This is a genomic window from Rhodococcus sp. SMB37, assembly GCF_004345605.1.
Lineage (GTDB): Bacteria > Actinomycetota > Actinomycetes > Mycobacteriales > Mycobacteriaceae > Rhodococcus.
The window spans coordinates 53,876-74,639 of sequence record NZ_SLVY01000003.1 but is presented as its reverse complement, the minus strand read 5'-3'; the positions used below and the strand labels follow the sequence as shown (position 1 = coordinate 74,639).

At 66.4% G+C, this 20,764-nt stretch carries 24 protein-coding genes and 1 riboswitch; of the genes, 9 read left to right on the top strand and 15 right to left on the bottom strand.

What is annotated here, in order from left to right:
- The first annotated feature begins 31 nt into the window (after positions 1-31).
- Complete coding sequence (locus tag EV641_RS06125; protein ID WP_132471165.1) at positions 32-547, top strand: O-acetyl-ADP-ribose deacetylase; 516 nt, start codon at positions 32-34, stop codon at positions 545-547.
- On the opposite strand, the gene EV641_RS06120 is transcribed toward EV641_RS06125, so the two are convergent.
- Positions 544-1,956 (bottom strand): hypothetical protein, encoded by a 1,413-nt coding sequence (locus EV641_RS06120; protein ID WP_132471164.1) that lies wholly within the window; start codon positions 1,954-1,956, stop codon positions 544-546. The genes EV641_RS06125 and EV641_RS06120 overlap by 4 nt on opposite strands.
- Before the next feature lie 120 nt (positions 1,957-2,076).
- Here EV641_RS06120 and EV641_RS06115 point away from each other — a divergent pair, with 120 nt between their 5' ends.
- Positions 2,077-2,643: a potassium channel family protein gene (locus EV641_RS06115; protein WP_054720154.1), complete on the top strand. Its 567-nt coding sequence runs from the start codon at positions 2,077-2,079 to the stop codon at positions 2,641-2,643.
- 77 nt (positions 2,644-2,720) lie between these two features.
- Here EV641_RS06115 and EV641_RS06110 read toward each other — a convergent pair whose 3' ends face one another.
- The 6 genes from EV641_RS06110 to EV641_RS06085 form a co-directional block, all read right to left on the bottom strand.
- Positions 2,721-3,287 carry a LysM peptidoglycan-binding domain-containing protein gene (locus EV641_RS06110; protein ID WP_132471162.1) on the bottom strand — a complete coding sequence of 189 codons (567 nt, stop codon included), beginning with the start codon at positions 3,285-3,287 and terminating at the stop codon, positions 2,721-2,723.
- Between the two features lie 124 nt (positions 3,288-3,411).
- Positions 3,412-4,404: an alpha/beta hydrolase gene (locus tag EV641_RS06105; protein WP_132471161.1), complete on the bottom strand. Its 993-nt coding sequence runs from the start codon at positions 4,402-4,404 to the stop codon at positions 3,412-3,414.
- Between the two features lie 188 nt (positions 4,405-4,592).
- Entirely contained in the window at positions 4,593-5,342 is a 750-nt protein-coding gene (locus EV641_RS06100; protein WP_054716144.1) for an ABC transporter ATP-binding protein, read from the bottom strand.
- Positions 5,339-6,202, bottom strand: a complete 864-nt coding sequence (locus EV641_RS06095; RefSeq protein WP_132471160.1) for an ABC transporter permease — start codon at positions 6,200-6,202, stop codon at positions 5,339-5,341. Before EV641_RS06095 ends, EV641_RS06100 begins: the two co-directional genes overlap by 4 nt.
- Positions 6,183-7,145, bottom strand: coding sequence for an ABC transporter substrate-binding protein (locus tag EV641_RS06090; protein ID WP_054716152.1), 963 nt, complete (start codon positions 7,143-7,145; stop codon positions 6,183-6,185). Before EV641_RS06090 ends, EV641_RS06095 begins: the two co-directional genes overlap by 20 nt.
- A gap of 44 nt (positions 7,146-7,189) precedes the next feature.
- Positions 7,190-7,900: a TenA family protein gene (locus EV641_RS06085; protein WP_054716157.1), complete on the bottom strand. Its 711-nt coding sequence runs from the start codon at positions 7,898-7,900 to the stop codon at positions 7,190-7,192.
- A riboswitch (TPP riboswitch) is annotated at positions 7,893-7,989 on the bottom strand. Its footprint overlaps the gene before it by 8 nt.
- Before the next feature lie 86 nt (positions 7,990-8,075).
- On the opposite strand from EV641_RS06085, the gene EV641_RS06080 reads away from it, so the two are divergent.
- From EV641_RS06080 to EV641_RS06065, 4 genes are read left to right on the top strand one after another with little or no spacing between them, the layout of a single operon-like run.
- Entirely contained in the window at positions 8,076-9,617 is a 1,542-nt protein-coding gene (locus EV641_RS06080; RefSeq protein WP_132471159.1) for a carboxylesterase/lipase family protein, read from the top strand.
- A 55-nt stretch (positions 9,618-9,672) separates the two neighbouring features.
- The gene (locus EV641_RS06075) at positions 9,673-10,326 is read left to right on the top strand and encodes a TetR/AcrR family transcriptional regulator (RefSeq protein ID WP_054716147.1); all 654 of its coding nucleotides are present in this window, start codon (positions 9,673-9,675) and stop codon (positions 10,324-10,326) included.
- 20 nt (positions 10,327-10,346) lie between these two features.
- The gene (locus EV641_RS06070) at positions 10,347-11,273 is read left to right on the top strand and encodes an ABC transporter ATP-binding protein (RefSeq protein ID WP_132471158.1); all 927 of its coding nucleotides are present in this window, start codon (positions 10,347-10,349) and stop codon (positions 11,271-11,273) included.
- On the top strand, positions 11,270-12,910 hold the full coding sequence (locus EV641_RS06065; protein ID WP_199233159.1) for a polyketide antibiotic transporter: 1,641 nt from the start codon (positions 11,270-11,272) through the stop codon (positions 12,908-12,910). Before EV641_RS06070 ends, EV641_RS06065 begins: the two co-directional genes overlap by 4 nt.
- Before the next feature lie 10 nt (positions 12,911-12,920).
- Here the strand turns inward: EV641_RS06065 and EV641_RS06060 are convergent, their stop codons facing one another.
- From EV641_RS06060 to EV641_RS06035, 7 genes are read right to left on the bottom strand one after another with little or no spacing between them, the layout of a single operon-like run.
- Positions 12,921-13,208 carry a GNAT family N-acetyltransferase gene (locus EV641_RS06060; RefSeq protein WP_054715694.1) on the bottom strand — a complete coding sequence of 96 codons (288 nt, stop codon included), beginning with the start codon at positions 13,206-13,208 and terminating at the stop codon, positions 12,921-12,923.
- A 10-nt stretch (positions 13,209-13,218) separates the two neighbouring features.
- Positions 13,219-13,857 (bottom strand): Type 1 glutamine amidotransferase-like domain-containing protein, encoded by a 639-nt coding sequence (locus EV641_RS06055; protein ID WP_132471157.1) that lies wholly within the window; start codon positions 13,855-13,857, stop codon positions 13,219-13,221.
- Positions 13,858-13,860: 3 nt separating this feature from the next.
- Positions 13,861-14,664, bottom strand: a complete 804-nt coding sequence (locus EV641_RS06050) for a maleylpyruvate isomerase family mycothiol-dependent enzyme (protein WP_241996904.1) — start codon at positions 14,662-14,664, stop codon at positions 13,861-13,863.
- A 38-nt stretch (positions 14,665-14,702) separates the two neighbouring features.
- Positions 14,703-15,143, bottom strand: a complete 441-nt coding sequence (locus tag EV641_RS06045) for an HIT family protein (RefSeq protein WP_054715680.1) — start codon at positions 15,141-15,143, stop codon at positions 14,703-14,705.
- A gap of 4 nt (positions 15,144-15,147) precedes the next feature.
- Positions 15,148-15,891 (bottom strand): NAD-dependent deacylase, encoded by a 744-nt coding sequence (locus EV641_RS06040; protein WP_132471155.1) that lies wholly within the window; start codon positions 15,889-15,891, stop codon positions 15,148-15,150.
- A 22-nt stretch (positions 15,892-15,913) separates the two neighbouring features.
- Positions 15,914-16,054 (bottom strand): hypothetical protein, encoded by a 141-nt coding sequence (locus EV641_RS29400; protein ID WP_199233158.1) that lies wholly within the window; start codon positions 16,052-16,054, stop codon positions 15,914-15,916.
- Between the two features lie 9 nt (positions 16,055-16,063).
- Positions 16,064-16,426 carry a DUF488 family protein gene (locus tag EV641_RS06035; RefSeq protein ID WP_054715677.1) on the bottom strand — a complete coding sequence of 121 codons (363 nt, stop codon included), beginning with the start codon at positions 16,424-16,426 and terminating at the stop codon, positions 16,064-16,066.
- Positions 16,427-16,683: 257 nt separating this feature from the next.
- Between EV641_RS06035 and EV641_RS06030 the strand changes: the two genes are divergently transcribed.
- Genes EV641_RS06030 through EV641_RS06020 form a run of 3 tightly spaced genes read left to right on the top strand, consistent with a single transcriptional unit; the run spans position 16,684 to position 19,565 of the window.
- Entirely contained in the window at positions 16,684-17,811 is a 1,128-nt protein-coding gene (locus tag EV641_RS06030) for a Re/Si-specific NAD(P)(+) transhydrogenase subunit alpha (protein ID WP_132471154.1), read from the top strand.
- Positions 17,812-18,141, top strand: a complete 330-nt coding sequence (locus EV641_RS06025; RefSeq protein ID WP_054715668.1) for an NAD(P) transhydrogenase subunit alpha — start codon at positions 17,812-17,814, stop codon at positions 18,139-18,141. It abuts the gene before it with no gap.
- On the top strand, positions 18,141-19,565 hold the full coding sequence (locus EV641_RS06020) for an NAD(P)(+) transhydrogenase (Re/Si-specific) subunit beta (protein ID WP_132471153.1): 1,425 nt from the start codon (positions 18,141-18,143) through the stop codon (positions 19,563-19,565). The genes EV641_RS06025 and EV641_RS06020 overlap by 1 nt, the downstream gene beginning before the upstream one ends.
- 57 nt (positions 19,566-19,622) lie before the next feature.
- Here EV641_RS06020 and EV641_RS06015 read toward each other — a convergent pair whose 3' ends face one another.
- On the bottom strand, positions 19,623-20,759 hold the full coding sequence (locus EV641_RS06015; RefSeq protein ID WP_347238217.1) for an MFS transporter: 1,137 nt from the start codon (positions 20,757-20,759) through the stop codon (positions 19,623-19,625).
- Between the last annotated feature and the right edge of the window lie 5 nt (positions 20,760-20,764).

Genomic DNA, 20,764 nt, shown 5'->3' with positions numbered 1-20,764 from the left:
GCGGTGGCAGTACCCACGAACAGGGGAACACATGACGGTCATCGACGTCGTCGAGGGAGACATCACCACGATCGCGGTCGACGCGATCGTCAACGCCGCCAACTCGTCGCTGCTCGGCGGGGGCGGAGTCGACGGCGCGATCCACCGCGCGGGTGGGCCGGAGATCCTCGCCGAGTGCCGCGCCCTGCGTGCCACGACACTGCCCGACGGCCTCCCCGAAGGCGAGGCGGTGGCCACCACTGCGGGCCGACTGCCCGCACGATGGGTGATCCACACCGTCGGCCCCGTGTACGCAGCCGGCAACGACCGGTCGCCGATCCTCCGCTCTGCCTATCGTCGATCGCTGATGGTCGCCGACGAGCTCGGTGCGGCGACCATCGCGTTTCCGCTCATCTCCGCCGGAATCTACCGATGGCCTGTCGAGGATGCTGCCGGACAGGCGGTCTCGGTGATCCGTGCCACGGCGACGTCGGTTGCGACGGTCACCCTCGTCGGATACTCCACCGCCGCTGCAGACGTGCTGCGGCGCGCCGTGGCGGGACGCTAGTCGCCGAAACCGTCGAACAGTGTCGGTTCGTCCGGATTGTCGAACAGTGGCGGCTCGTCCGTGTTCGGTTTCGTCGCATTGCGCCGGCGGGCCGGTCTGTCGGTGGGTTGTTCGAGGTAGCTCAGAGCCGCGGCCAGAGACCAGCTCGTAAGCTTCCACTCGAGGGCTTTCGCGTCGGCGGCAGCGACGCCGGCGTCGTCGCCCACGAATGCCCGGTTGAGGGATTCGCTGGTCCAGCCCACGTGCTGCTCGGTGCTGAGTTCGAGGAACTGCTGCAGGCGCGAGGCCTCCTGGTCTCCGATCGCCGCGACCGTCTCGACCGGGATGTCGGAGCGCCCGTGGACGTGGTGATCACGCAGCTCGAGCAGCGCGGAGGGAAGATCGTCTTCGAGGCGAGGCTCCCACAGGTCGTCCTCGAACGGATCGTGGTCGTCTGAGGCCTCGAAATCCGGGGACTCGAAATAATCGTCGAGGCCGTGACCGTGCATCGGCAGCCCACCGATATGCGCGGCGAAGTCGTGGTCCACGCCCTCGAGGAACCCGGACATGCGATCGAGGGCGGACACCAGGTGCTCGGGCACGAACGGCGACGCCGGAAGGTGGTTGACTACGGCGACGCGATCGTCGATGAGCACGAACTTCAACTGTGGCCACTGCCGATTGAGATCGGAGACCACCTCCATCGCGCGGGTGCGACCACTGATCGAATGCACGATCGGGGCGAGCAGATCCACTGTCGCGGCGCCCGCACCGACTCCGACGAACACGAGGACATCGGCGATGCGGAGCACGAGGTCGCCGTCTTCGTCCCACGTCGGGGTGTCGCCGACGCGATCGCCCACGGTGTCTTCGATGAGCTCTCGCAGGTGTTCCTCACCGAGCGGATCGACAGGTCCGCGCACCGGCATCTTCGGGGACGCCTCGGCGACCGGCGCCGGTGTTTCGAACTCGTGTGTGCTGGCGGTCCCGAAGGATTCCGCGCGGAGGAACAACGGGTGCGGAACTCCCCACACCTCACGTAGCACACGCACCGCGACCTCCGCGAGCCGATCGGCCCACGACGACGGAAGATCCATCCAGAACGCGGGCGAGCCGCCGTCCTCCGGTGCATCGGGATCCCGCGACGGTGTCTGCCAGCCCAATTGCAGCAGCAAGGCCTCGTCCTGCGGCGACAGATGCCGATCCTCGGACAGATGGAGATTCGACGGTACCTCGCAACGCACCTGCTGATCGCCCCACGCGTAGAACTGCACGCACGGCCCGGCCGGGCCCCCGGATTCCTCTGCCAGCGGCTCGAGCACGAGTCCGCCTCCGTCGCGCATGGCGGCGACGTGGTCGGCGAGGTCCCCCCGGAACTCGCGCCAGGCCCGGTCGACGTCGCGGTCGAATCCGCTCTCCGGTTCGCCCATGAACCTGCCCCCTTTCCCTTCCCGACATTGACCCGTGTTTTGTGAACACTAGTCGGACCCACCGACAGGATGCCCGTCGGAGAGCGTGCGGATCGGGTGGGAGGGCGCATACTTGCACCTGTGCCGAACCGCGCGCGGTCATCCGATGCCGACAGGTCAGCGCAGCTGCGCGGACTCACGTGGCGGGCGTTGCTTCGCACCGTGACGACGCTCGGCGTGGTGGGTGTCGCCTACTTCACGCTGCCGTTCACCGAACTGGACGACCTCCCCGCACTCGTCCTGCTGGTGTGCGGATCGGCGGTGGTGTGCGCTGTCTGCGGCTGGCAGGTGTGGTGGGTCCTGCGGTCTCCGCATCCCGTGGCCCAGGCGATGGAGGGGATCGCCGCGACCGCCACCGTGTACATCTTCGGCTTCGCGTCGCTGTACGCGGTGCTCTCGCAGGTCGAACCGCAGGGGTTCACCGAGGTCTTGACCCGGATGGGAGCCCTGTACTTCGGCCTGACGGTGTTCGCGACCGTCGGATTCGGGGACATCGCCGCGGTCACCGATGGGACGAGGGCGGTGGTCTCGGCGCAGATCGTGTGCAATTTGATCTTCCTCGCCCTGGTGGTGCGGTTGTTCATGCTCACGGCGAAGCATCGTCGGCAGCAGGTGGGGGAGGATCCCATACCGGGTGAGGGTCCGTGAACGACCAGGGTCCTTGAATGACGACGTCCCACCACCGGGTCCGGTGATGGGACGTCGACGCTACGAGCCTGCAGGCATCACGGGATGGTGAGCACCTGGCCGGGCTGGATCAGATCCGGGTTGGAGATTCCGCTCGCATCGGCGATGCGCTGGTACTGGTTGCCGTCGCCGTAGAAACGCTCGGCGATCGCCCAGAGGGTGTCGCCGGACGCGACGGTGTGGACGCGCGGTGCCGGAGCAGCGGCGGGCGCGGGATCGGCTGCCGGAGCGGGCGCAGCGGGGGCCGGCTTCGGAGCGGTCTCGGCAGCCTTCGGAGCAACGCTGTTGCTCGCCCACACGGGCTTCGAACCTGCATACAGCACGACGTTGCGGTCGTCCTGCACCGTCAGACGCGCGCCCGAGTTGCCGCTGGTCTCCGACGCCCACACCGGGGAGTTGTCGTCCTTGTACAGGACGAAGTTGCCGTCTTCCTGAACGTTCGCGCGCACGGCGCCCGAGCCGTTGGTTCCCGCAGCCCACACGGCCTTGCCTCCCTCGGACAGAACCAGGTTGCCGTCCTGCTGAAGGGTGAGGGTGTACTTGCCGTTGTCGGACTTCAGTTCCTGCCCCACACCGAGGCTCTGGCCGGCATTGAGAGAGCTCACGCTGTCCCTTTCGATCGATTCGTTGTGATTCGGGCAACCGGCTCGAACCGGACGCCGTCACGCACAGTACCGCCGTCCCGACGGTTCCCTGTGGACGCCGATGCGGGTCTCGTTGTTCGCCGGATCACACCGTGTCGAGCGAACGCACGAACCTCCCGATCCGGGCGACTGCACGGCCGCCCTCGGGAACCAGCGACGCGGCCGCCTGGAACACATGCACCTGCTTCTCCCACACCTGCAGTTCCGTGGGAACGCCTGCCGCGGCAAGACGGTATGCCATGGTCTCGGCGTCGACGAAGGTCATTTCCTCGGATCCGGTCTGGATCAGTGCCGGGGGCATGCCGGCCAGGTCGAGATCGACAGGAGAAGACACCGGTTCGTACCGGTCGTCGATCCGCTCGGCCCGCTCGATCAGTGCGGACAGCACCGGAACCGCGCGTCGGGGGAACAGCGCACACTTCTGAGCATTCGGGTGTTCGAGCTTGTGGAGGGGGTCGAGATCGGTCAGGGGCGAGATCGCGACGGTGCCCGCTGCCCGACCCAGCCCCAGGCCCAGTGCTTCGTGAGCCACGGAGAAGCTGAGGAACCCGCCCGCGGAGTCGCCGGCGATGACGGTCCGTTCGATCGGGTAGCCGTGGGCGGCCAACCATCGCAATCCGGACAGGCCGTCGTCGACCGCGCGTCGGATCGGGTGACGCGGAAGCATCCGATAGGCCACCGACAGCACCGGCGCGCCCGCTGCCGCCGAGATGCGCGACACCAACTGACGATGCGTTGTCAGACCGCAGCACAGAAACGCGCCGCCGTGCAGGTACAGCACCGCGGTGGTGCGGTCGGCGCCGGGCGCGCGCACGAACTCGGCGGGACACGCGTCCAACGCGATGCGGTGATGTTCGGTCCCGGGCACCGGCAGTAGAGGGAACGCAGCCCGGTCGACCAGACCCGTCGGCCACGGAAGTGTCGGGGTGAGCGCCCAGGCATCGAGGAACGGCCGCACGGTGTGGCGCACGGAGGCGCTCAGCGCACGGGACGCGATGCTGACGCCGTCGAACTCCCTGACATACGGAGTACGCACAGGTGTCGGCCACACGAATGGGTCGGACAACGCACCGCTCATGTCGTCGCCTCCTCGTGCTCATCGCCACTGCCGGACAGGTGTTCGAACTACGGATTCCCCAAGGTACGCCCGACATACGGTGCAGGTGAGCGCTGTAATCCGATAGATATGGGGTGGAATGTCCGATGCAGGTGGGGTGGCGTCCTGTTACCGATTCGATATTCCGCTACACCGAATCACGTGAGCGCTCAATGTATGTCGGATCGCGCGTGCAGCACCGACACGAGCTCACGTTCCAATGCCACGAACTCCGGGTCGGTCAGCGACTCCAACGACCGTGGTCGCGGCAGCGGAACCCGGACTTCGTGAATGATCTTCGCGGGTCGAGGCGAGAGGACGAGAACCCGGTCGGACAGCAGAACGGCCTCGCGTACGTCGTGGGTGATCATCAGGACGGTCCAGCGGTCGCGCTGCCACACATCCTGCAGCCACAGCTGCATGCCGGTACGGGTGAGCGAGTCGAGAGCGCCGAACGGCTCGTCGAGCAACAGGATCTCGCGTTGCTGAATCACGGTCCGCGCCAACGCCGCGCGCTGACGCATCCCGCCGGACAGCTGGGACGGGCGAGCATCCTCGAATCCGGTGAGTCCGAACGCGGGGAACAGGGCCTGCGCCCGCTCGCGTGCCTCCCCGCGTGGCACACCCTGTACCTCGAGTGCGAGCGCACAGTTGTCGAGGACGGTGCGCCACGGGAAGAGGAGATCCTTCTGGGGCATCAGTGCGGCGCGTCCCGGTGCCGCGGGTGCCCCTCCGACCATGACCGCGCCCACGTCGGGGGTGTCGAGCCCTGCCAGTAGCCCGAACAGGGTGGACTTCCCCGACCCGCTGGGGCCGATGACCGAGACGAATTCGCCTGGGGACACGTCGAATCCGATATCGTCGAGCACGTGGTTGCCGTCGAACGATCGGTGGACGCCGGAGACGGTCACGGCGCTCATGCGCGACTCCCTGTGGGTCGATTCTCGGGGGCTCGGTTCTCGGTGCTGAGGGCCCACGGCGCGATCATGCGTTCGGCCACATAGGTGAGCAGGTACAACACCAGTGACACGATCGCGGTGACGAGGACCGCGGCAAGCACCAGATCGGTGCGGAACGAATTCTTCTGGGTGGCCATATAGATGCCGAGCCCGGACGTGGCGCCGACGTACTCCGCGAACACCGCACCCACCACGGCATATGTGATGCCGATGCGCAGCGATGTGAAGAACCGCGGCAGTGCCGACGGGAGCCGCACGTACCGGAACACCTGCCACCGCGTGGCGCCCATGCTGCGCAGAAGCGCGCCCGCCTCCCGGTCTGTCGCTGCGAACCCCTCGATCAATCCGATCGCCATCGGAAAGAACGTGGCCAGGGCGATCACCAGGATCTTCGGCAGCAGACCGAACCCGAACCAGATGATCATGAGCGGGGCGATCGCGATGATCGGCAACGTCTGCGACGCCACGAACAGCGGCACGAACGCCCGCCGCAGCCACGGCGAGAAATCGACGGCGATCGCCAGTGCCCAGGCCAAGGTCAACGACACCGCGAACCCGACGATCGTGACCTGCAGTGTCGCGGCAGCGTGCCCGGCGATGTCGGTGCGATGTGCCCACCCCTGCTGCAGTACGCGCGCGGGAGACGGCAACACCTGTGGGCGGATTCCGCTGACCATCACGTAGAACTGCCACACAGCGACGAGTGTGACCGCGACGACGATCGCCGGGAGCGCGCGATTCACGCGGCGCCGGACAGCGCTGCTCCGGTCTGCCGTGACCCCGGTGTCGGAGCTGCCGGGTTCAAGGCGCTCGATAGTCATCGGTGAGGTAGGTCGACCAGTCGGGTTCGGCGGTCAACGGCGCGCCGTCGGGACCGGTGAGCAGTCCCTGTTCGTACAGGAAGCGGGCGTAACCTGCCCATTTCTCCGCGTCGAGAGTGCCGACGCGACCCTGCTCGTCGCGCATGTAGTCGGCGGCGAGCATCCGCTGGCTCTCGAAGACGAGCTCTTCGTCGGGGAACGCCCCCGGGTTGGCGTCGAGCAGCGCGCGGGCACCCCGATCGGGTTCGTCGGCGGCGATCTCGTACCCCCGCTGGAGAGCCTGCACGAACGCGCGGGCTCGATCCGGATTCTCGTCGAGCCAATCCTCGTTGCCGTTCACGACAATGGAATAGGCGTCGGGGAAGCCGTATTCGGTGTAGGGGAGATACTGCATCGGCAACCCACGGTGTTCGGCTTCGAGCCCCTCCCATGCGAGGAACGAGACGGTGAAGTCCGCAGTGTCCGAATACACCGCTTCGTACGCTGACGTACCGAGTACTACTTCCTCGAATTCGCCGCGACCTCCGTCGTTGCGAATCACCTGTGCGAGGGTCGCCGAGGAGCCTGGATCGCCGAATCCCGCATAGGTGCGGCCGTCGAGGTCGGCGGGTCGGGCGAGGTCGCTACGGTCGGCCTTGACGGCGATGGCGGTGGCCCAGTGCTGCAGCGGTGCAAGCACCGCGACGGTGTGTGCTCCGGCGGCGCGGGCAAAGGTGGACCCCCCGTGCGAGGAGATGCCGAACTCCGCGTTTCCGGAGTCGACGAGTGTGTCGGGCGATGCATCGTTGTAGGGCAGGATCTCGACGTCGAGCTCGGCGTCGTCGAACAGTCCTTCCTGCAGCGCCACATACAGACCGGTGTGGTTGGTGTTGGGAGTCCAGTCGAGTGCAAACCGGATCGTGTCGTCGGAACCGCCACCGGCGCAAGCGCTGACTGCGCACAGCGTGAAGGTGGCGACGGCGAGCGAGGCGATCCGGTGCCGCAGTGTCACGATGCGGGCCACGGCTGCGTGTTCAGGGCGGTGTCCCAGAACAGCAACTCGTAGCGGGTCGCGAGCGTGAACGCGTCGATCATCGCGTCTCGTTCGGGTTCGGTGGCTGCGGCCCCGGCAGCGTCGACGAGTGCGCGTGCGGTGGCGACGGAATCCTGGAATCCTTGGTCGTCGTAGGTGGCGACCCATCGCGCGTAGGGGTGGGCCGGATCGGCGGCGAGCACGTCGGCTGCGCTGGACGCCAGGTCGCGGCACACTTCGGCGTAGATCCAGAAGCACGGCAACACCGCGGCGGCACCTACCGGATACGGCTCGGTCGCGACCGTGGCCGTCAGATACGACACGTAGCCGAGGCACGCGGGGGAATGCGCGACGGGATCGTCGTTCGCGGGGAGCACACCCCCGGTGAGGAGCTGCTGATGCAGCGCCGATTCTTCGGTTGCAGCCGTCGAGGAACTCGTGGCCCAGAATGCGCCGGAGACCGGATCCGGCGCCTTGGCGGCGAGCAATGCGAGCGCTTTGGCGTATCCGGCCAGGTAGAGCGCATCCTGCTCGATGTAGAAGCGGAACGACTCGAGCGGCAGTGTGCCGTCGCCGAGGCGGCGCAGGAACTCGAGGTCGTCGATGGAATCGTGCAGAATCTTCGTGCGGTCCCACAGGACATCGGTGAAACGGTCGGTCGGTGAATCGTGCGCAGGCACAGTCATCCCGAAACATCCCTTCGTCAGCATTACCTGATCAGGTTCGACGGGTGTGATCTCAGCCCCGCTGTTGCGGAGCACCCCGTGTCGGTCGGAGGCGACAATAGCACCTTCGCGGAGCGGCTGTCGGCTGGGTGTCCGATGGGTACGTTGGGATGCGAGTAGCTCACCGGGAGGTCATGTGGACGCCGAGACGCTCGTTGTCGGATGCAAGTACGGCGAAGCCCGCGGATACCGCGACGGCGGGGTGTACTCGTGGAAGGGTATTCCGTTTGCCGCCTCGACGGGTGGCGACATGAGATTCCGGTCGCCGGACGTGCCGCAGCCGTGGTCCGGTGTGCTGGATTGCGAGAGATACGGGCCGATCGCTCCGCAGAGCCGGAACAGCCCGATCGGGATCTCCTCCGACATGACCATCGGTGAGGATTGCCTCTCGCTCAACATCTGGGCTCCGGAACCCGACGGACACAAGCGCCCGGTGATGGTGTGGATCCACGGCGGCGCCTATGTGATCGGCTATTCGGGCCAGAAGATCTACGACGGACGTGTGCTCAGCGAGACGGGCAACATCGTGGTGGTCACGCTCAATTACCGTCTCGGGGCGCTGGGGTTCCTGGACCTGTCGTCGTTCTCCACCGCCGCCGATACCTTCGAGTCGAATCTCGGTCTGCGGGACCAGATTGCGGCGCTCGAATGGGTCCGCGACTGCATTGGGGACTTCGGAGGGGACCCCGACGAGGTCACCTTGTTCGGCGAATCCTCCGGCGGGGGCTCGGTCACGACGCTGATGATCGTGCCGCGCGCCGAGGGGCTGTTCCACCGGGCCATCGCGCAGTCGCCGCCTGCGACGTCGGTATACGGGCGTGAACGTGCCGCGATGGTCGCGGAACGTTTTCTCGAGATCCTCGACGTGTCGTCGTCCGGGGTGGGGCGGTTACGGCAGATGCCCTACGAGCAGCTTGTCGAGGCGGCCGAAACTGTGGTCGGGGAGATCCCCACGAAAGTTCCGGGAACACTGGCGATGACACCGGTGGTCGACCGCGACCTGGTGCCCAAGTATCCGGTCGCGGCGTTCCAGAAGGGCCTGTCGCACCGGGTGCCGCTCATCATCGGTTCGAACAAGGACGAGCCGTCGATCTTCCGCTTCATGAAATCGCCGCTGATGCCCGTCGACGATTCGGCTGTGCGCGCCATGCTGGAGGCGCTCGCGAAGGACCGTCCCGATCTCGAGCCGGAACGGCTCGCCGAGATCGCCGCGGCGTATCCCGACCTGCCGAAGCCGAGTGGTGCGATGGCCTTGTCGCGCGATGCGGGGTTCCGGATGCCGGTGTTGTGGGTTGCGGAAGCGCATGCCGAGCATTCCGCTACGTGGGTGTACCGGTTCGACCACGCGACGCCGATGCTCAAGGCGGCGCGGATCGGTGCCGGGCATGCAACCGAATTGCCGTACGTGTTCGGTAATTTCGGGACTCTCGGTCGTGACCCGAGTTTCTGGCTCGGTGGTCGCAAGGGTGCGATCGAGGTGTCGGGGCGGATCCAGCGTCGATGGCTGGCATTCGCCGAGCATGGGGTGCCCGCGGCTCTGGACGCCTCGAAGCATTGGCCGCAATACGAGCCCGGCGAGCGGGCGACCCTGCTCATCGATGCGCGCGACACGGTTGTGTCGGATCCGGAAGGGGCGATGCGCGAGGTGTGGGGTGATCAGGTGATGGGATTCTCCTGAACCCGCCTCCGCAAGTACTGTTGACGTCGTTGAACACGTGTGCAACCCTTGGAACATGCGTTCAGCCGAGGGTGTCTCCGACCTCACCACCCGTGCTCGCATCCGCGACGCGGCAATCCGTTGTGTCGCCCGCGACGGTGTGAACGTCTCGCTGCGGGCCATCGCCTCGGAGTGCGGAGTGAGCGCCTCGCTCATCGTGCACCACTTCGGCTCCCGCGCCGGACTGCGTGAGCACTGCGATAGGTACGTTCTCGACAGCATCCGTGAGCTCAAGTCCTCGGTCCTCGAACCGGGCAGTGGGGTCGCGGCGATGCTCGCTCAGATCGAGGACGTCGGGAGCTATGCCCCGCTCATCGGCTACCTGATCCGGAGCCTCCAGGCGCGGGGGCCGGGATCTCAGTCCTTCCTCGATCACCTGGTCGCGACCACGCAAGGGTATCTTCAGCTTGGTGTCGAGTCCGGTGTCGTGAGCCCCAGTCGGGATCCCGAGGCCCGAGCGCGGGCGCTCGTCGAATTCAGCACCGGCGCGCTGCTACTGCATGTTCCCGGACCGAACGAGCCCCTCGACCTCGACGCATTGCCCACGTGGCTGCGCTCGTACACCGACCGTCTGATGCCCCCGGTGCTCGAGCTCTACACCGAACCGCTGCTCACCGACTCGGCCATGCTCGCCGCATATCTGGCTGCCCGCGAGGCGGCTCCCTCGTAACCGACCACGGAGGTTGCACCATGGACACACCCGCCATCGAAACCATCGATCTCGTCAAGACATTCGGCACCACCCGGGCGCTCGACGGGTTCTCGCTCGAAGTCGGAACCGGAACAGTGGCAGGGTTTCTCGGGCCGAACGGCGCCGGAAAGTCCACGGCCATCCGCGTGCTTCTCGGTATGCTCCGTGCCGATTCCGGCTCGGCTCGTGTCCTGGGGTCGGATCCGTGGACCGACGCGGTGTCGATCCACCGCCGCATTGCGTACGTCCCGGGCGACACCAACCTGTGGCCGGCGCTCACCGGCGGTGAGATCATCGATCTGCTGACCCGCATCCGTGGCGGCGACAACCCTTCCCGCCGAGCGGAACTCCTCGAACGGTTCGAACTCGACCCCACCAAGAAGGCGCGCACCTACTCCAAGGGCAACCGGCAGAAGGTTGCGCTCGTCGCGGCGCTCGCATCGGACGTCGAACTGTATATGTTCGACGAACCCACGTCCGGACTCGATCCGCTCATGGAGGCTGTGTTCACCGACGAAGTGCGTGCGCTGCGCGATGCCGGGCGGACCGTGCTGCTGTCGAGTCACATCCTTGCAGAAGTCGAAAAGCTCTGCGACACAGTGACTATCATCCGTTCCGGGAAGGATGTGGAGACGGGAACACTCGCGCAGTTGCGGCACCTGACCCGCTCCGCGGTGCGGGCCACCGTGCCCACCCTCCCGAGTGGGTTCGAGTCGCTCCCCGGTGTGCACGATCTGACCTACGACGACGGGCATCTCGTCTTCGACGTCGACAATGCCTCCGTCACGTCGGTGCTACGCGAGCTCACCGAACTCGACATCGCGAATCTGACGATCACCCCGCCATCGCTCGAAGAACTGTTCCTGCGCCACTACGGCGACACGCCCACCGACGTATCCGAAAGCGCGGAGGTGCCGTCCCGATGACCGCCACTGTTGCCCCCAGCGCCGACCATGAGGTCCGAAATTCCCACCGGTTCAATGGGATCGGCGACCTCCTGCGCCTGTATCTCCGGCTCGATCGCGTCCGCATCACAGTGTGGACGCTCGCGCTTGCGCTCACCGTGTACGCGACCGTCGAAAGCCTCATCGCCGCATATCCGGACGAGGCAGCAAGGCAGGCTCGAGCCGCACTGCTCGAGAATCCCGCCGCGGTACTGATGACCGGGCCGGCATACGGTGCCGACAACTACACCCTCGGCGCGATGACCGCGAACGAACTGAGTCTGACATTGTTCGTCGCCGTCGCGATCATGAACATTCTGCTCGTCGTGCGGCACACGCGTGCACAGGAGGAGGCCGGCCGACTCGAACTGTTGCGCGCGCTCCCGGTGGGCCCGTTCGCGCCGCCCGCGGCCGCGCTGCTGTCCGTCGCCGTAGCCGATCTGATCGTCGGTGGTGGGGTGGTCCTCGCGCTGCTGGCCGGGGGGCTCGACTTCACGGGATCGTTGCTGTTCGGCGTGGCCACCGCCGTTACCGGCCTGCTGTTCGGTGCCGTGGCCGCTGTGACGGCGCAGTTCAGTGAGCATTCACGTGCGGCGTCAGGTTCTGCGCTCGCCGTCCTCGCGGTGGCGTTTCTCGTGCGGGGGTTCGGCGACATCATCGAAGCCACCGGCTCGTGGGTGTCGTGGCTGTCGCCGATCGCATGGGCACAACAGACCCGCCTCTACGTCGACGAACGGTGGTGGCCGCTGCTGCTGTCGGTGGTGGCGATCGGAGTGCTGCTCGCGGTCGCGGTCGCACTGTCGAGGCGTCGCGACATCGGCGCGGGCCTGCGCGCCCCGAAGCCGGGGCCGGCGACGTCGTCGTCGGCGCTGCTCACGCCGCCCGGTCCGGTATGGCGGTTGCTGCGCGGGACCTTCGTCGCGTGGACCGTGGCTCTCGCGATCATCGGACTCGCGATGGGCACGCTCGCCAACTCGATCGAGGACATGGTCGACAGTGTTCCCGACATCGTCGAGTTCCTGGGGGCCGACGCGCAATCGCTCACCGCGTCGTTCGGTGCGACGATGCTGATGTTCCTCGTCGTCGGAATCGCAGCATTCGCCGTGTCGGCGGTCATACGCGTCCGCGGGGACGAGGAGGCAGGCCGACTGGGATTGCTGATCGTCACCGGAACACCACGCAATCGGTTGTTCCTGTGGGCCATCGCAGTGATCGTGGCGCAGGTCGTCGTCGCACTGGTCATCACGGGTGCCGCCACCGGCCTGGGTATGGCCGCCGCGACCGGCGAGGTGGACTGGATCATCCGGATGTGCGGTGCCGCACTGGCATACGCGCCCGCCGTGTTGTTCGCCTTGGCAGTGGCCCTCGCACTGGTAGGTTTCGTCCCGCGTTTGGCCGGCCTCGCGTGGATCCTCGTCGTCTACGCGGTGTTCGTGGCGTGGTTCGGTGAACTGCTGAACCTGTCGCAGTGGCTGCGCGATCTCTCGCCGTTCTCGCACATATCGCTGGTCCCCTACGAAAGCGCCAGTGCTGTGCCGATGCTCGTGCTCGGCATTGCTGCTGTGGTGCTGGCCGCGGCGGCGGTCGTGGGCTTCCGCCGCCGCGACGTGACGGTGTGACGAGAGCGCGTCAGTTTCGGTATTCGGGGTGCTCGGAGACGAACTTCTCGACGTACGAGCAGGAACTGCCGATCTCGAGACCCTGCTCGCGGGTCGCATCGAGCGCGTGCTGCACGACCTGCCCGGCGAGCCCGCGACCACGGAAGTCGGCCTGGGTGACGGTGTGGTCGAAGTCGCGGAGTCCGTCGACTTCGCTGTAGTCGGCGTATGCGGCGAGGTCGTCGCCGACGAACAGTGCGAACCGCGACTGCTCGGGCAGGTGTTCGATGCGGGTGGCGGTCTCAGTGTTGTTCGACATGCTCACGACATTACATACGGTCCGGATCGTCGGTTCCGATCACCAGTGCGTCGTCGTCGCCGAGCGCCACGAACGGGATGGACTCGCGGCGAAGATATTCCAGTGTGCGGTCGACTCCGTCGTCACCCAGCACCGAGTCCCCTGCATGGGGGACGATCGCGAGATCGACCCAGCCGAGCCCGTCCCACACCACCGGGCCCGCCCCGATCTCGAGGACTTTGTCGGGATCGTCCGAGAACTCGAGCCCCTTCAGTGTCGGTGTCGCGATGCACGCCCCGGCGCTGTAGCCCGCGTATGCGAGGGCACCGGTGCGTACCAGGTCGGTGAGCACCGTGTCGCCGCCGCTGCGGGCGAGCTGAGCGCGCAGTACGAAGGTATTGCCGCCGCGCACCCACACCGAGGAGAAAGTGGCCAGCCGTGCCCGGAGGCCACCCGGATCGCCGAGGTGATCGCGGAGATCCACCTCCTCAGGTTCGTATCCGAGACCACGTAAGGGCCCGAACTCGCTGGTCACACTGGATTCGCGGGCGCGGGACGGCCACGTGTCACCGGCATTGGCGATCACGGCGACCCGCCCGGGCCCGCGCGTCACCTGCAGCAGACGCGAGGGATCGGACCCGAAGCGGTACGAAGACAGGAACAGGCGCATCGGTCAGATCGTGAACGCGAGATTCTCGACGATACGGCGCCCCACCTCGGTGTCTCCGCCGAGATCGACCTCGCCGAGCTTGTCGACGCCGCTGACCCGCCCACCGGCGAGCCGAACGAACAACACCGAGTCCATCGTGATTGTGCTCGTCGCGGGCTCCGACAATGACGGAACCACGCTCGCGCGACCCGCCACCTCGAGATGGATCGTGCGGGCGAGTGGTCCGGTGAGCTCGATCGTGATCCGCGCACCTTCGGGTGCCTTCCCGCGTTTGCCCACGACGAACGGCACCGCACCGAAGATCTCGGCGGATCCGACTTCGGCACGCGGTCCGCCCTCGCTCCCGGTTGTGCCCAGCGCGTCGTGGATATCCAGTTCGTGGAGCCAGCAGTCGAAGACCCGTATGCGCATGAAACGGCCGTAGGTGGCCGGGCCGACCGGGGTGTCGGCCGGTGCGTCGAAGTCGGCCTGTGTCATCGAGCCCAGGCTCTCGCGCCGCTGCGCCACGATGTCGCGGTAGCGGGCCAGTATCTCGGGTCCGGGGACGCGGCGGAGGTGTTCGACCCACTGCTCGTTGAATGCGGCGATCTCGTTGCGGACGTGGCCCAGCGTGTGCACATCGATGTCGACATGCGGTGCGGCGACACCGGCGAGCAGAGATTCGGTCCCTATCAGGTGGGCGGCGATGTCCTTGACCGTCCACCCGGGAAGGTTGGTGGGGGTGAACCACGCATCTCCCTCGATCCCGGCCAACAGTGCGTCGAGGACCTCGAATTGTTCGAGGAGCAACGGCCGGATGACGTCGATGGGAAATTCGCTGGTTCCGGCTTTGCCGGACGGGGTTGTCACAGATTCTCCTCTGTCGAGAGACGGTCGAGACCCGCGCGGATGGCCGCCGCGGTGGATTCAGGGGCACGGTGCTTGCGGCGTAGGACTCCGACGCCCAGACGGAAGCGGTCGCCGTTCCATCGGGGAATGATGTGCAGGTGCGTGTGGAAGACGGTCTGGAATGCGGCGCGACCGTCGTTAACCACCAGATTGGCTCCGTCTGTAGCGAGATCGGATCGGGCGAGTGCACGGGCCAAACGCTGGCCGGCCTTGAACATCGATGCCCCGTGGGCGGGATCGAGATCCTCGAGTCGTTCCGAGTGGGTCCGCGGCACCACCAGAAGATGGCCGCGCGCCAGCGGCCGGATGTCGAGGAACGCGACCACGTGGTTGTCCTCGTAGACGAGAGCGGCCGGCGCCGCGCCCCCGGCTATGGCGCAGAACACACAGGAGTCCACCGAATTACTGTAGCGCCGACACCAGCTTCGGCAGTCCGACCGCGGCCGTCGTACGCCACACCTCGTCGACCTGATCGGACAGGTCCGTGTCCTCGGGATTGATCTCCACCACCGGAACTCCGTGGTTCCGTGCAAGTGACGGCAGACCGGCCGCGGGGTACACCACCCCCGATGTGCCGACTACCAGCAGTAGATCTGCATTGCGTAGAGACGCAGTCGCGGCGTCCCACGGTTGCTCGGGCAGCATCTCGCCGAACCACACGACGCCGGGGCGGACGACCCCGCTGCAGTTCCGGCACGTGGGTGGATCGAGTCGTTCGACAGGGTTCTCCGGTGGCTCGGGAACGTCTGCAACCTGCTCGCAGTCGGCGCAGCGCGGTTCGAACAGACTGCCGTGCAGGTGGGCGAGCACTGCACTGCCCGCGCGCTCATGCAGATCATCGACGTTCTGCGTCGTGATCTGTAGATCCGCTCGCCGCCCCCACTCGGACAGCGCGAGATGACCTGCGTTCGGTGTCACTCGCCGTACCAGCCCGACACGCCACTGGTACCAGGCCCACACCAGCGGAGGGTCGTCATTCCATGCTTCCGGAGTTGCGAGGGATGCGGCGTCGAAGTTCTCCCACAATCCGGTCTGTGCGTCGCGGAAAGTAGGTACACTGCTCTCGGCGGACATACCGGCGCCGGTGAGGACGGCGATGCGCCGCGCGGGTCGCGCGAGGTCGAGGATCGCGGTCGGGACGGCCATGGCGTCAGATTAGGGGACCCGATCAGGTTGCGGGGGAGTTGTCCCACTCGTGCCCGCAGCGCGGACACGGTGCATCGCGGTCGTCGAGGAACAGTCCGCATTTCGGACAGACGCGGTCGAGCCAGCACGCCGGGTCGCCGCCGAGGTCCGTGTCGTCGGTCATTGCTTCGTATTACTCCCCGCGCAGATGCTCGGCAAGAACCTCCGCTCCGCTGTGTCCGACATCGCGGGTCGCGGTGAGAAGCACGAGGGGGCGACCGTCGGCAAGCGTGTCGAGTCGCTCGATCGCGGCGCGACCGCCGGGGGATGTCAACTCCTCGATGTACCGATCGCGGAATTCGGCGAACAACGCGGTGTCGTGCGAGTACCACTTCCGCAGGTCCGTCGAGGGTGCAAGTTCCTTCGCCCAGTCGTCGTAGTGGAATGCGTCCTTGCGAAGTCCTCGGGGCCACAACCGGTCCACGAGGACACGCACGGATTCCTCGGCGCCGGGGTGGTCGTAGACCCGCTCGACACTGACTTCACGTCGCGACATATCTACCTCCCGATGTCGTCTTCTCACAGATGCGAAGGTACAACTGTGAAGTGAGGTGCCTCACATTCTTGCATTTTCTTACTGTTCGGACTCGATTCAGACAGGCCGGGCCAGTTGCGGCTCGCGAGTGGGCGCGGTAGGTCTGGCAAGGCTTGCAACACACGTGTGCGGCCGTCACATGGCCGAAGACACGCACATTCGCCGCCGATCGCGGCGCCGCGCGCGGCAATTTCATTCGACGCAGGAGTTAGAGAATATTGAGTAGCGAAGGATCGAACACGGAGAGCGGGGACCGTCGCCGCCCGGCCGTCGGTGTCGTTCGTGAGACGAACGACGGCGAGCGGCGGGTCGCGCTGGTGCCGAAAGTTGTGCCCTCACTGATCGCCAAGGGGCTCGATGTCATCGTCGAGGCCGGTGCCGGACAGAACGCACTGATCCCGGACGCGGCATACAAGGAAGCGGGCGCCACGATCGGCGACGCGTGGTCGGCGGACATCGTCGTCAAGGTCGCACCGCCGTCGGACGCCGAGGTCGCCCGGTTGAAGTCGGGGCAGAAGCTCATCGGCTTCCTCGCCCCGCGCAACGCGGAGAACCAGATCGGTGCACTGGCCACCGCGGGGGTCGAGGCGTATGCCGTCGAGGCCATCCCGCGTATCTCGCGTGCCCAGGTGATGGATGCGTTGTCGTCGCAGGGCAACGTGTCGGGTTACAAGGCAGTGCTCGTCGCTGCCTCGGAATCGACGCGCTTCTTCCCGATGCTCACGACGGCCGCCGGCACCGTGAAGCCGGCGACGGTGCTGGTGCTCGGTGTGGGTGTTGCGGGCTTGCAGGCTCTCGCCACCGCCAAGCGTCTCGGTGGCCGTACGACCGGATACGACGTGCGACCCGAGGTCGCCGATCAGGTGCGGTCGGTGGGCGCGCAGTGGCTCGACCTCGGCATCGATGCCGCAGGCGAGGGCGGGTACGCCCGTGAGCTCACCGAAGAAGAACGCGCTCAGCAGCAGCAGGCACTCGAGAATGCCATCAAGGGCTTCGATGTCGTCATCACCACCGCGTTGGTGCCGGGTCGCCCTGCGCCGCGTCTGGTGACGGCCGGAGCCGTCGAAGGTATGAAGGCCGGTTCGGTCATCGTCGACCTCGCCGGGGAAACCGGTGGCAACTGCGAGCTCACCGAGCCCGGACAGACCGTCGTCAAACACGATGTGACGATCTGCTCCCCGCTGAACCTGCCCGCGACGATGCCCGAGCACGCGTCGGAGCTCTACTCGAAGAACGTGTCCGCGTTGATCGAGCTTCTGCTCGACGAGAGCGGTGCGCTCGCGCCCGACTTCTCGGACGAGATCCTCGAGGGAGCCTGCGTGACGCGGCCGAAGGAGAACGTCTAGATGTACAACGAACTGCTCGCGAACATCGCGATTCTGGTCCTTGCCGGATTCGTCGGATTCGCCGTCATCTCCAAGGTTCCGAACACGCTGCACACGCCGCTGATGTCGGGTACCAACGCCATTCACGGCATCGTCGTGCTCGGTGCCCTGGTGGTCCTCGGGCACCTGCCCGGTGACGCCCACTGGGGAATCAAGATCATTCTGTTCGTCGCTCTTGTCTTCGGCACCCTGAACGTGGTCGGCGGCTTCGTCGTCACCGACCGCATGCTCGGGATGTTCAAGCAGCGCAAACAGGCCCCGAAGGCTGCCGAGAAGGGGGCTGACGCCTGATGAGTTACCTCGTTTCAGTGCTGTACATCGTCGCGTTCGCGATGTTCATCTACGGTCTGTCGGGCCTGACCGGACCGAAGACCGCGGTGCGTGGCAACTACATCGCTGCAATCGGTATGGGTATTGCGGTCGTCGCGGTGCTCATCGACATCCGTGAGACCGAGAACTGGGGTCTGATCATCGGTGGTCTGGCCGTCGGTGTCATCCTCGGTGTCCCGCCTGCGCTCAAGACCAAGATGACGGCGATGCCGCAGCTGGTCGCGCTGTTCAACGGCGTCGGTGGTGGCACGGTCGCCCTGATCGCGTGGGCCGAGTACCTCGACTCGTCCAGCTTCACCACCCTCGAAGACGAACCGACCGTCACCATGATCGTCGGCTCGCTGTTCGCTGCGATCATCGGCTCGATCTCCTTCTGGGGCTCGCTCGTCGCGTTCACGAAGCTGCAGGAACTGCTCAACAAGAACCTCGAGAAGAAGCTGGTCTCCGCCGCGAAGCTGTTCCAGCTCGCCAACATCGTGCTCGTGGTCGCGTCCATCGCGATCGCCGTGTACATCGGCCTCAGTGCCGACGGTGAGCCGCTCGCGTCGTGGTGGATCCTGTTGCTGCTCATCGTCGCGGGTTTGATGGGTCTGTTCGTCGTGCTGCCGATCGGTGGCGCCGACATGCCCGTCGTCATCTCGCTGCTCAACGCCCTGACGGGTCTGTCCGCTGCCGCGGCCGGTCTGGCGCTGAACAACCAGGCGATGATCGTCGCCGGCATGATCGTGGGTGCGTCCGGCACGATCCTGACGAACCTGATGGCCAAAGCCATGAACCGTTCGATCCCGGCAATCGTGTTCGGCGCGTTCGGTGGCGGCGACGAGGGCGGCGCTGTGGCCGGCCCCGGCGGTGGCACGGTCAAGGCGACCTCTGCCTCCGATGCTGCGATCCAGATGGCGTACGCCAACCAGGTCATCGTGGTCCCCGGCTACGGTCTCGCTGTCGCGCAGGCACAGCACGCCGTCAAGGAGATGGCAGCGCTGCTCGAAGAGCGTGGCGTCGAGGTCAAGTACGCGATCCACCCGGTCGCCGGTCGTATGCCCGGCCACATGAACGTCCTGCTCGCCGAGGCCGACGTCGAGTACGACACGATGAAGGAGATGGACGACATCAACGGCGAATTCGGCCGCACGGATGTCACCATCGTCATCGGTGCCAACGATGTGACGAACCCCGCTGCGCGACTCGATTCGTCGAGCCCGATCTACGGCATGCCGATCCTCAACGTCGACCAGTCCCGCTCGGTCATCGTGATGAAGCGGTCGATGAGTTCCGGATACGCCGGGATCGAGAATCCGTTGTTCACACTCGACCAGACGTCGATGCTGTTCGGTGACGCCAAGAAGATGGTCGGTGAGGTCACGGAGGAGCTGAAGGCTCTCTAGGTCGCTCACCCGAAAGTGTGGATCCGAGCCCGGAAATCGGGCTCGGATCCACACTTTTCATTTGAGTGCCGGGGCGAGCGCCGCAGCGACGAGGACACACACCAACGGCACCACCATCGCCACCGTCAACGACGACACCTCGGAGATCCAGCCGATCGTCGCCGGTCCGGCAAGGAACCCGATGTAGCCCAGACCGACGACCCGCGACATGTTCTTGCCCGGGGTTCCGGTCGCGATGTTGCCCGCGGCGGTGAAGATCTGAGGGACCGCCCCCGACAGGCCGAGCCCGAACAACGCCCACCCGGCGAGGGTCATCGGCACCCACGGCGACGTCATCACCAGGGCCATACCCGCTGCGGCAACGAGAGTGCCGTACCGGACCACGGCGACACCGCCGATCCGCGCGCTCACCCGATCGGCGACGAACCGGCCCAGCGTCATCGTCGCGGAGAACGCACCGAACGCCAGCGCCGCCACGGAATCCGACGCACTCAGATGCTCCTTGACCTGGAGGGCACTCCAGTCGTTGGCGACGCCCTCGCTGAGCATCAGCCCGAATGCGACGCCGCCGAGCAGGATCACCCGCACCGAGTAACCACCCGTGCCGCTCTCCGTGGGTGCGTGCGGTGTCGGCTCACTTCGCACGAGATGACGGGCCGCCCACAGTATCGCGGCGAGACCGACTGCTCCGGCCGCCGCCAACGTCACGGGTGGGTCGATTCCCGCAGCGAGTGTCGCGGCACCCACGAGCGACCCGGCGATCCCGCCCATCGAGAACAACCCGTGGAACGCAGCCATGATCGGGCGGTGGTAGCGCCTCTCCACGAGTACGGCCTGAGAGTTCATCGACACATCGAGCGCGCCGTTCGCGAATCCGAAGACGACCAGGGCGACGGCGAGTTGCCACGGCGCGGTGGCGAGGCCGGGGCCGATCACCGCGACAGCGAGAATTGCCGCGAACACCACGGTAGTGCGATCGCTACCGAACCGATCGGCGAGGTACCCGGTCGCCTGCATACCCATCAGGGCACCGACCGCGAGGGCAAGCAGCAGGGTTCCCAGCGCGGCGTGACCGACACCTACTCGTTGCTGAACCACCGGGATATGGACGACCCACATCGCGAGGAGGAAGCCGTTGATACCGAAGACGGTGAACACGGCGGCGCGGGCGCGTGTGAGAACAGCATCGATCACGTGGC

Excerpts from the sequence above, each read along its gene's own strand:
- EV641_RS06075 (WP_054716147.1), top strand. The coding sequence starts at position 9,673 with ATGCGTTCAGCCGAGGGTGTCTCCGACCTCACCACCCGTGCTCGCATC.
- EV641_RS06120 (WP_132471164.1), bottom strand. The coding sequence starts at position 1,956 with ATGGGCGAACCGGAGAGCGGATTCGACCGCGACGTCGACCGGGCCTGG.
- EV641_RS06105 (WP_132471161.1), bottom strand. The coding sequence starts at position 4,404 with ATGAGCGGTGCGTTGTCCGACCCATTCGTGTGGCCGACACCTGTGCGT.
- EV641_RS06070 (WP_132471158.1), top strand. The coding sequence starts at position 10,347 with ATGGACACACCCGCCATCGAAACCATCGATCTCGTCAAGACATTCGGC.
- EV641_RS06065 (WP_199233159.1), top strand. The coding sequence starts at position 11,270 with ATGACCGCCACTGTTGCCCCCAGCGCCGACCATGAGGTCCGAAATTCC.
- EV641_RS06035 (WP_054715677.1), bottom strand. The coding sequence starts at position 16,426 with ATGTCGCGACGTGAAGTCAGTGTCGAGCGGGTCTACGACCACCCCGGC.
- EV641_RS06100 (WP_054716144.1), bottom strand. The coding sequence starts at position 5,342 with ATGAGCGCCGTGACCGTCTCCGGCGTCCACCGATCGTTCGACGGCAAC.
- EV641_RS06055 (WP_132471157.1), bottom strand. The coding sequence starts at position 13,857 with ATGCGCCTGTTCCTGTCTTCGTACCGCTTCGGGTCCGATCCCTCGCGT.
- EV641_RS29400 (WP_199233158.1), bottom strand. The coding sequence starts at position 16,054 with ATGACCGACGACACGGACCTCGGCGGCGACCCGGCGTGCTGGCTCGAC.
- EV641_RS06085 (WP_054716157.1), bottom strand. The coding sequence starts at position 7,900 with ATGACTGTGCCTGCGCACGATTCACCGACCGACCGTTTCACCGATGTC.
- EV641_RS06095 (WP_132471160.1), bottom strand. The coding sequence starts at position 6,202 with ATGACTATCGAGCGCCTTGAACCCGGCAGCTCCGACACCGGGGTCACG.
- EV641_RS06040 (WP_132471155.1), bottom strand. The coding sequence starts at position 15,891 with ATGGCCGTCCCGACCGCGATCCTCGACCTCGCGCGACCCGCGCGGCGC.
- EV641_RS06025 (WP_054715668.1), top strand. The coding sequence starts at position 17,812 with ATGTACAACGAACTGCTCGCGAACATCGCGATTCTGGTCCTTGCCGGA.
- EV641_RS06125 (WP_132471165.1), top strand. The coding sequence starts at position 32 with ATGACGGTCATCGACGTCGTCGAGGGAGACATCACCACGATCGCGGTC.
- EV641_RS06060 (WP_054715694.1), bottom strand. The coding sequence starts at position 13,208 with ATGTCGAACAACACTGAGACCGCCACCCGCATCGAACACCTGCCCGAG.
- EV641_RS06020 (WP_132471153.1), top strand. The coding sequence starts at position 18,141 with ATGAGTTACCTCGTTTCAGTGCTGTACATCGTCGCGTTCGCGATGTTC.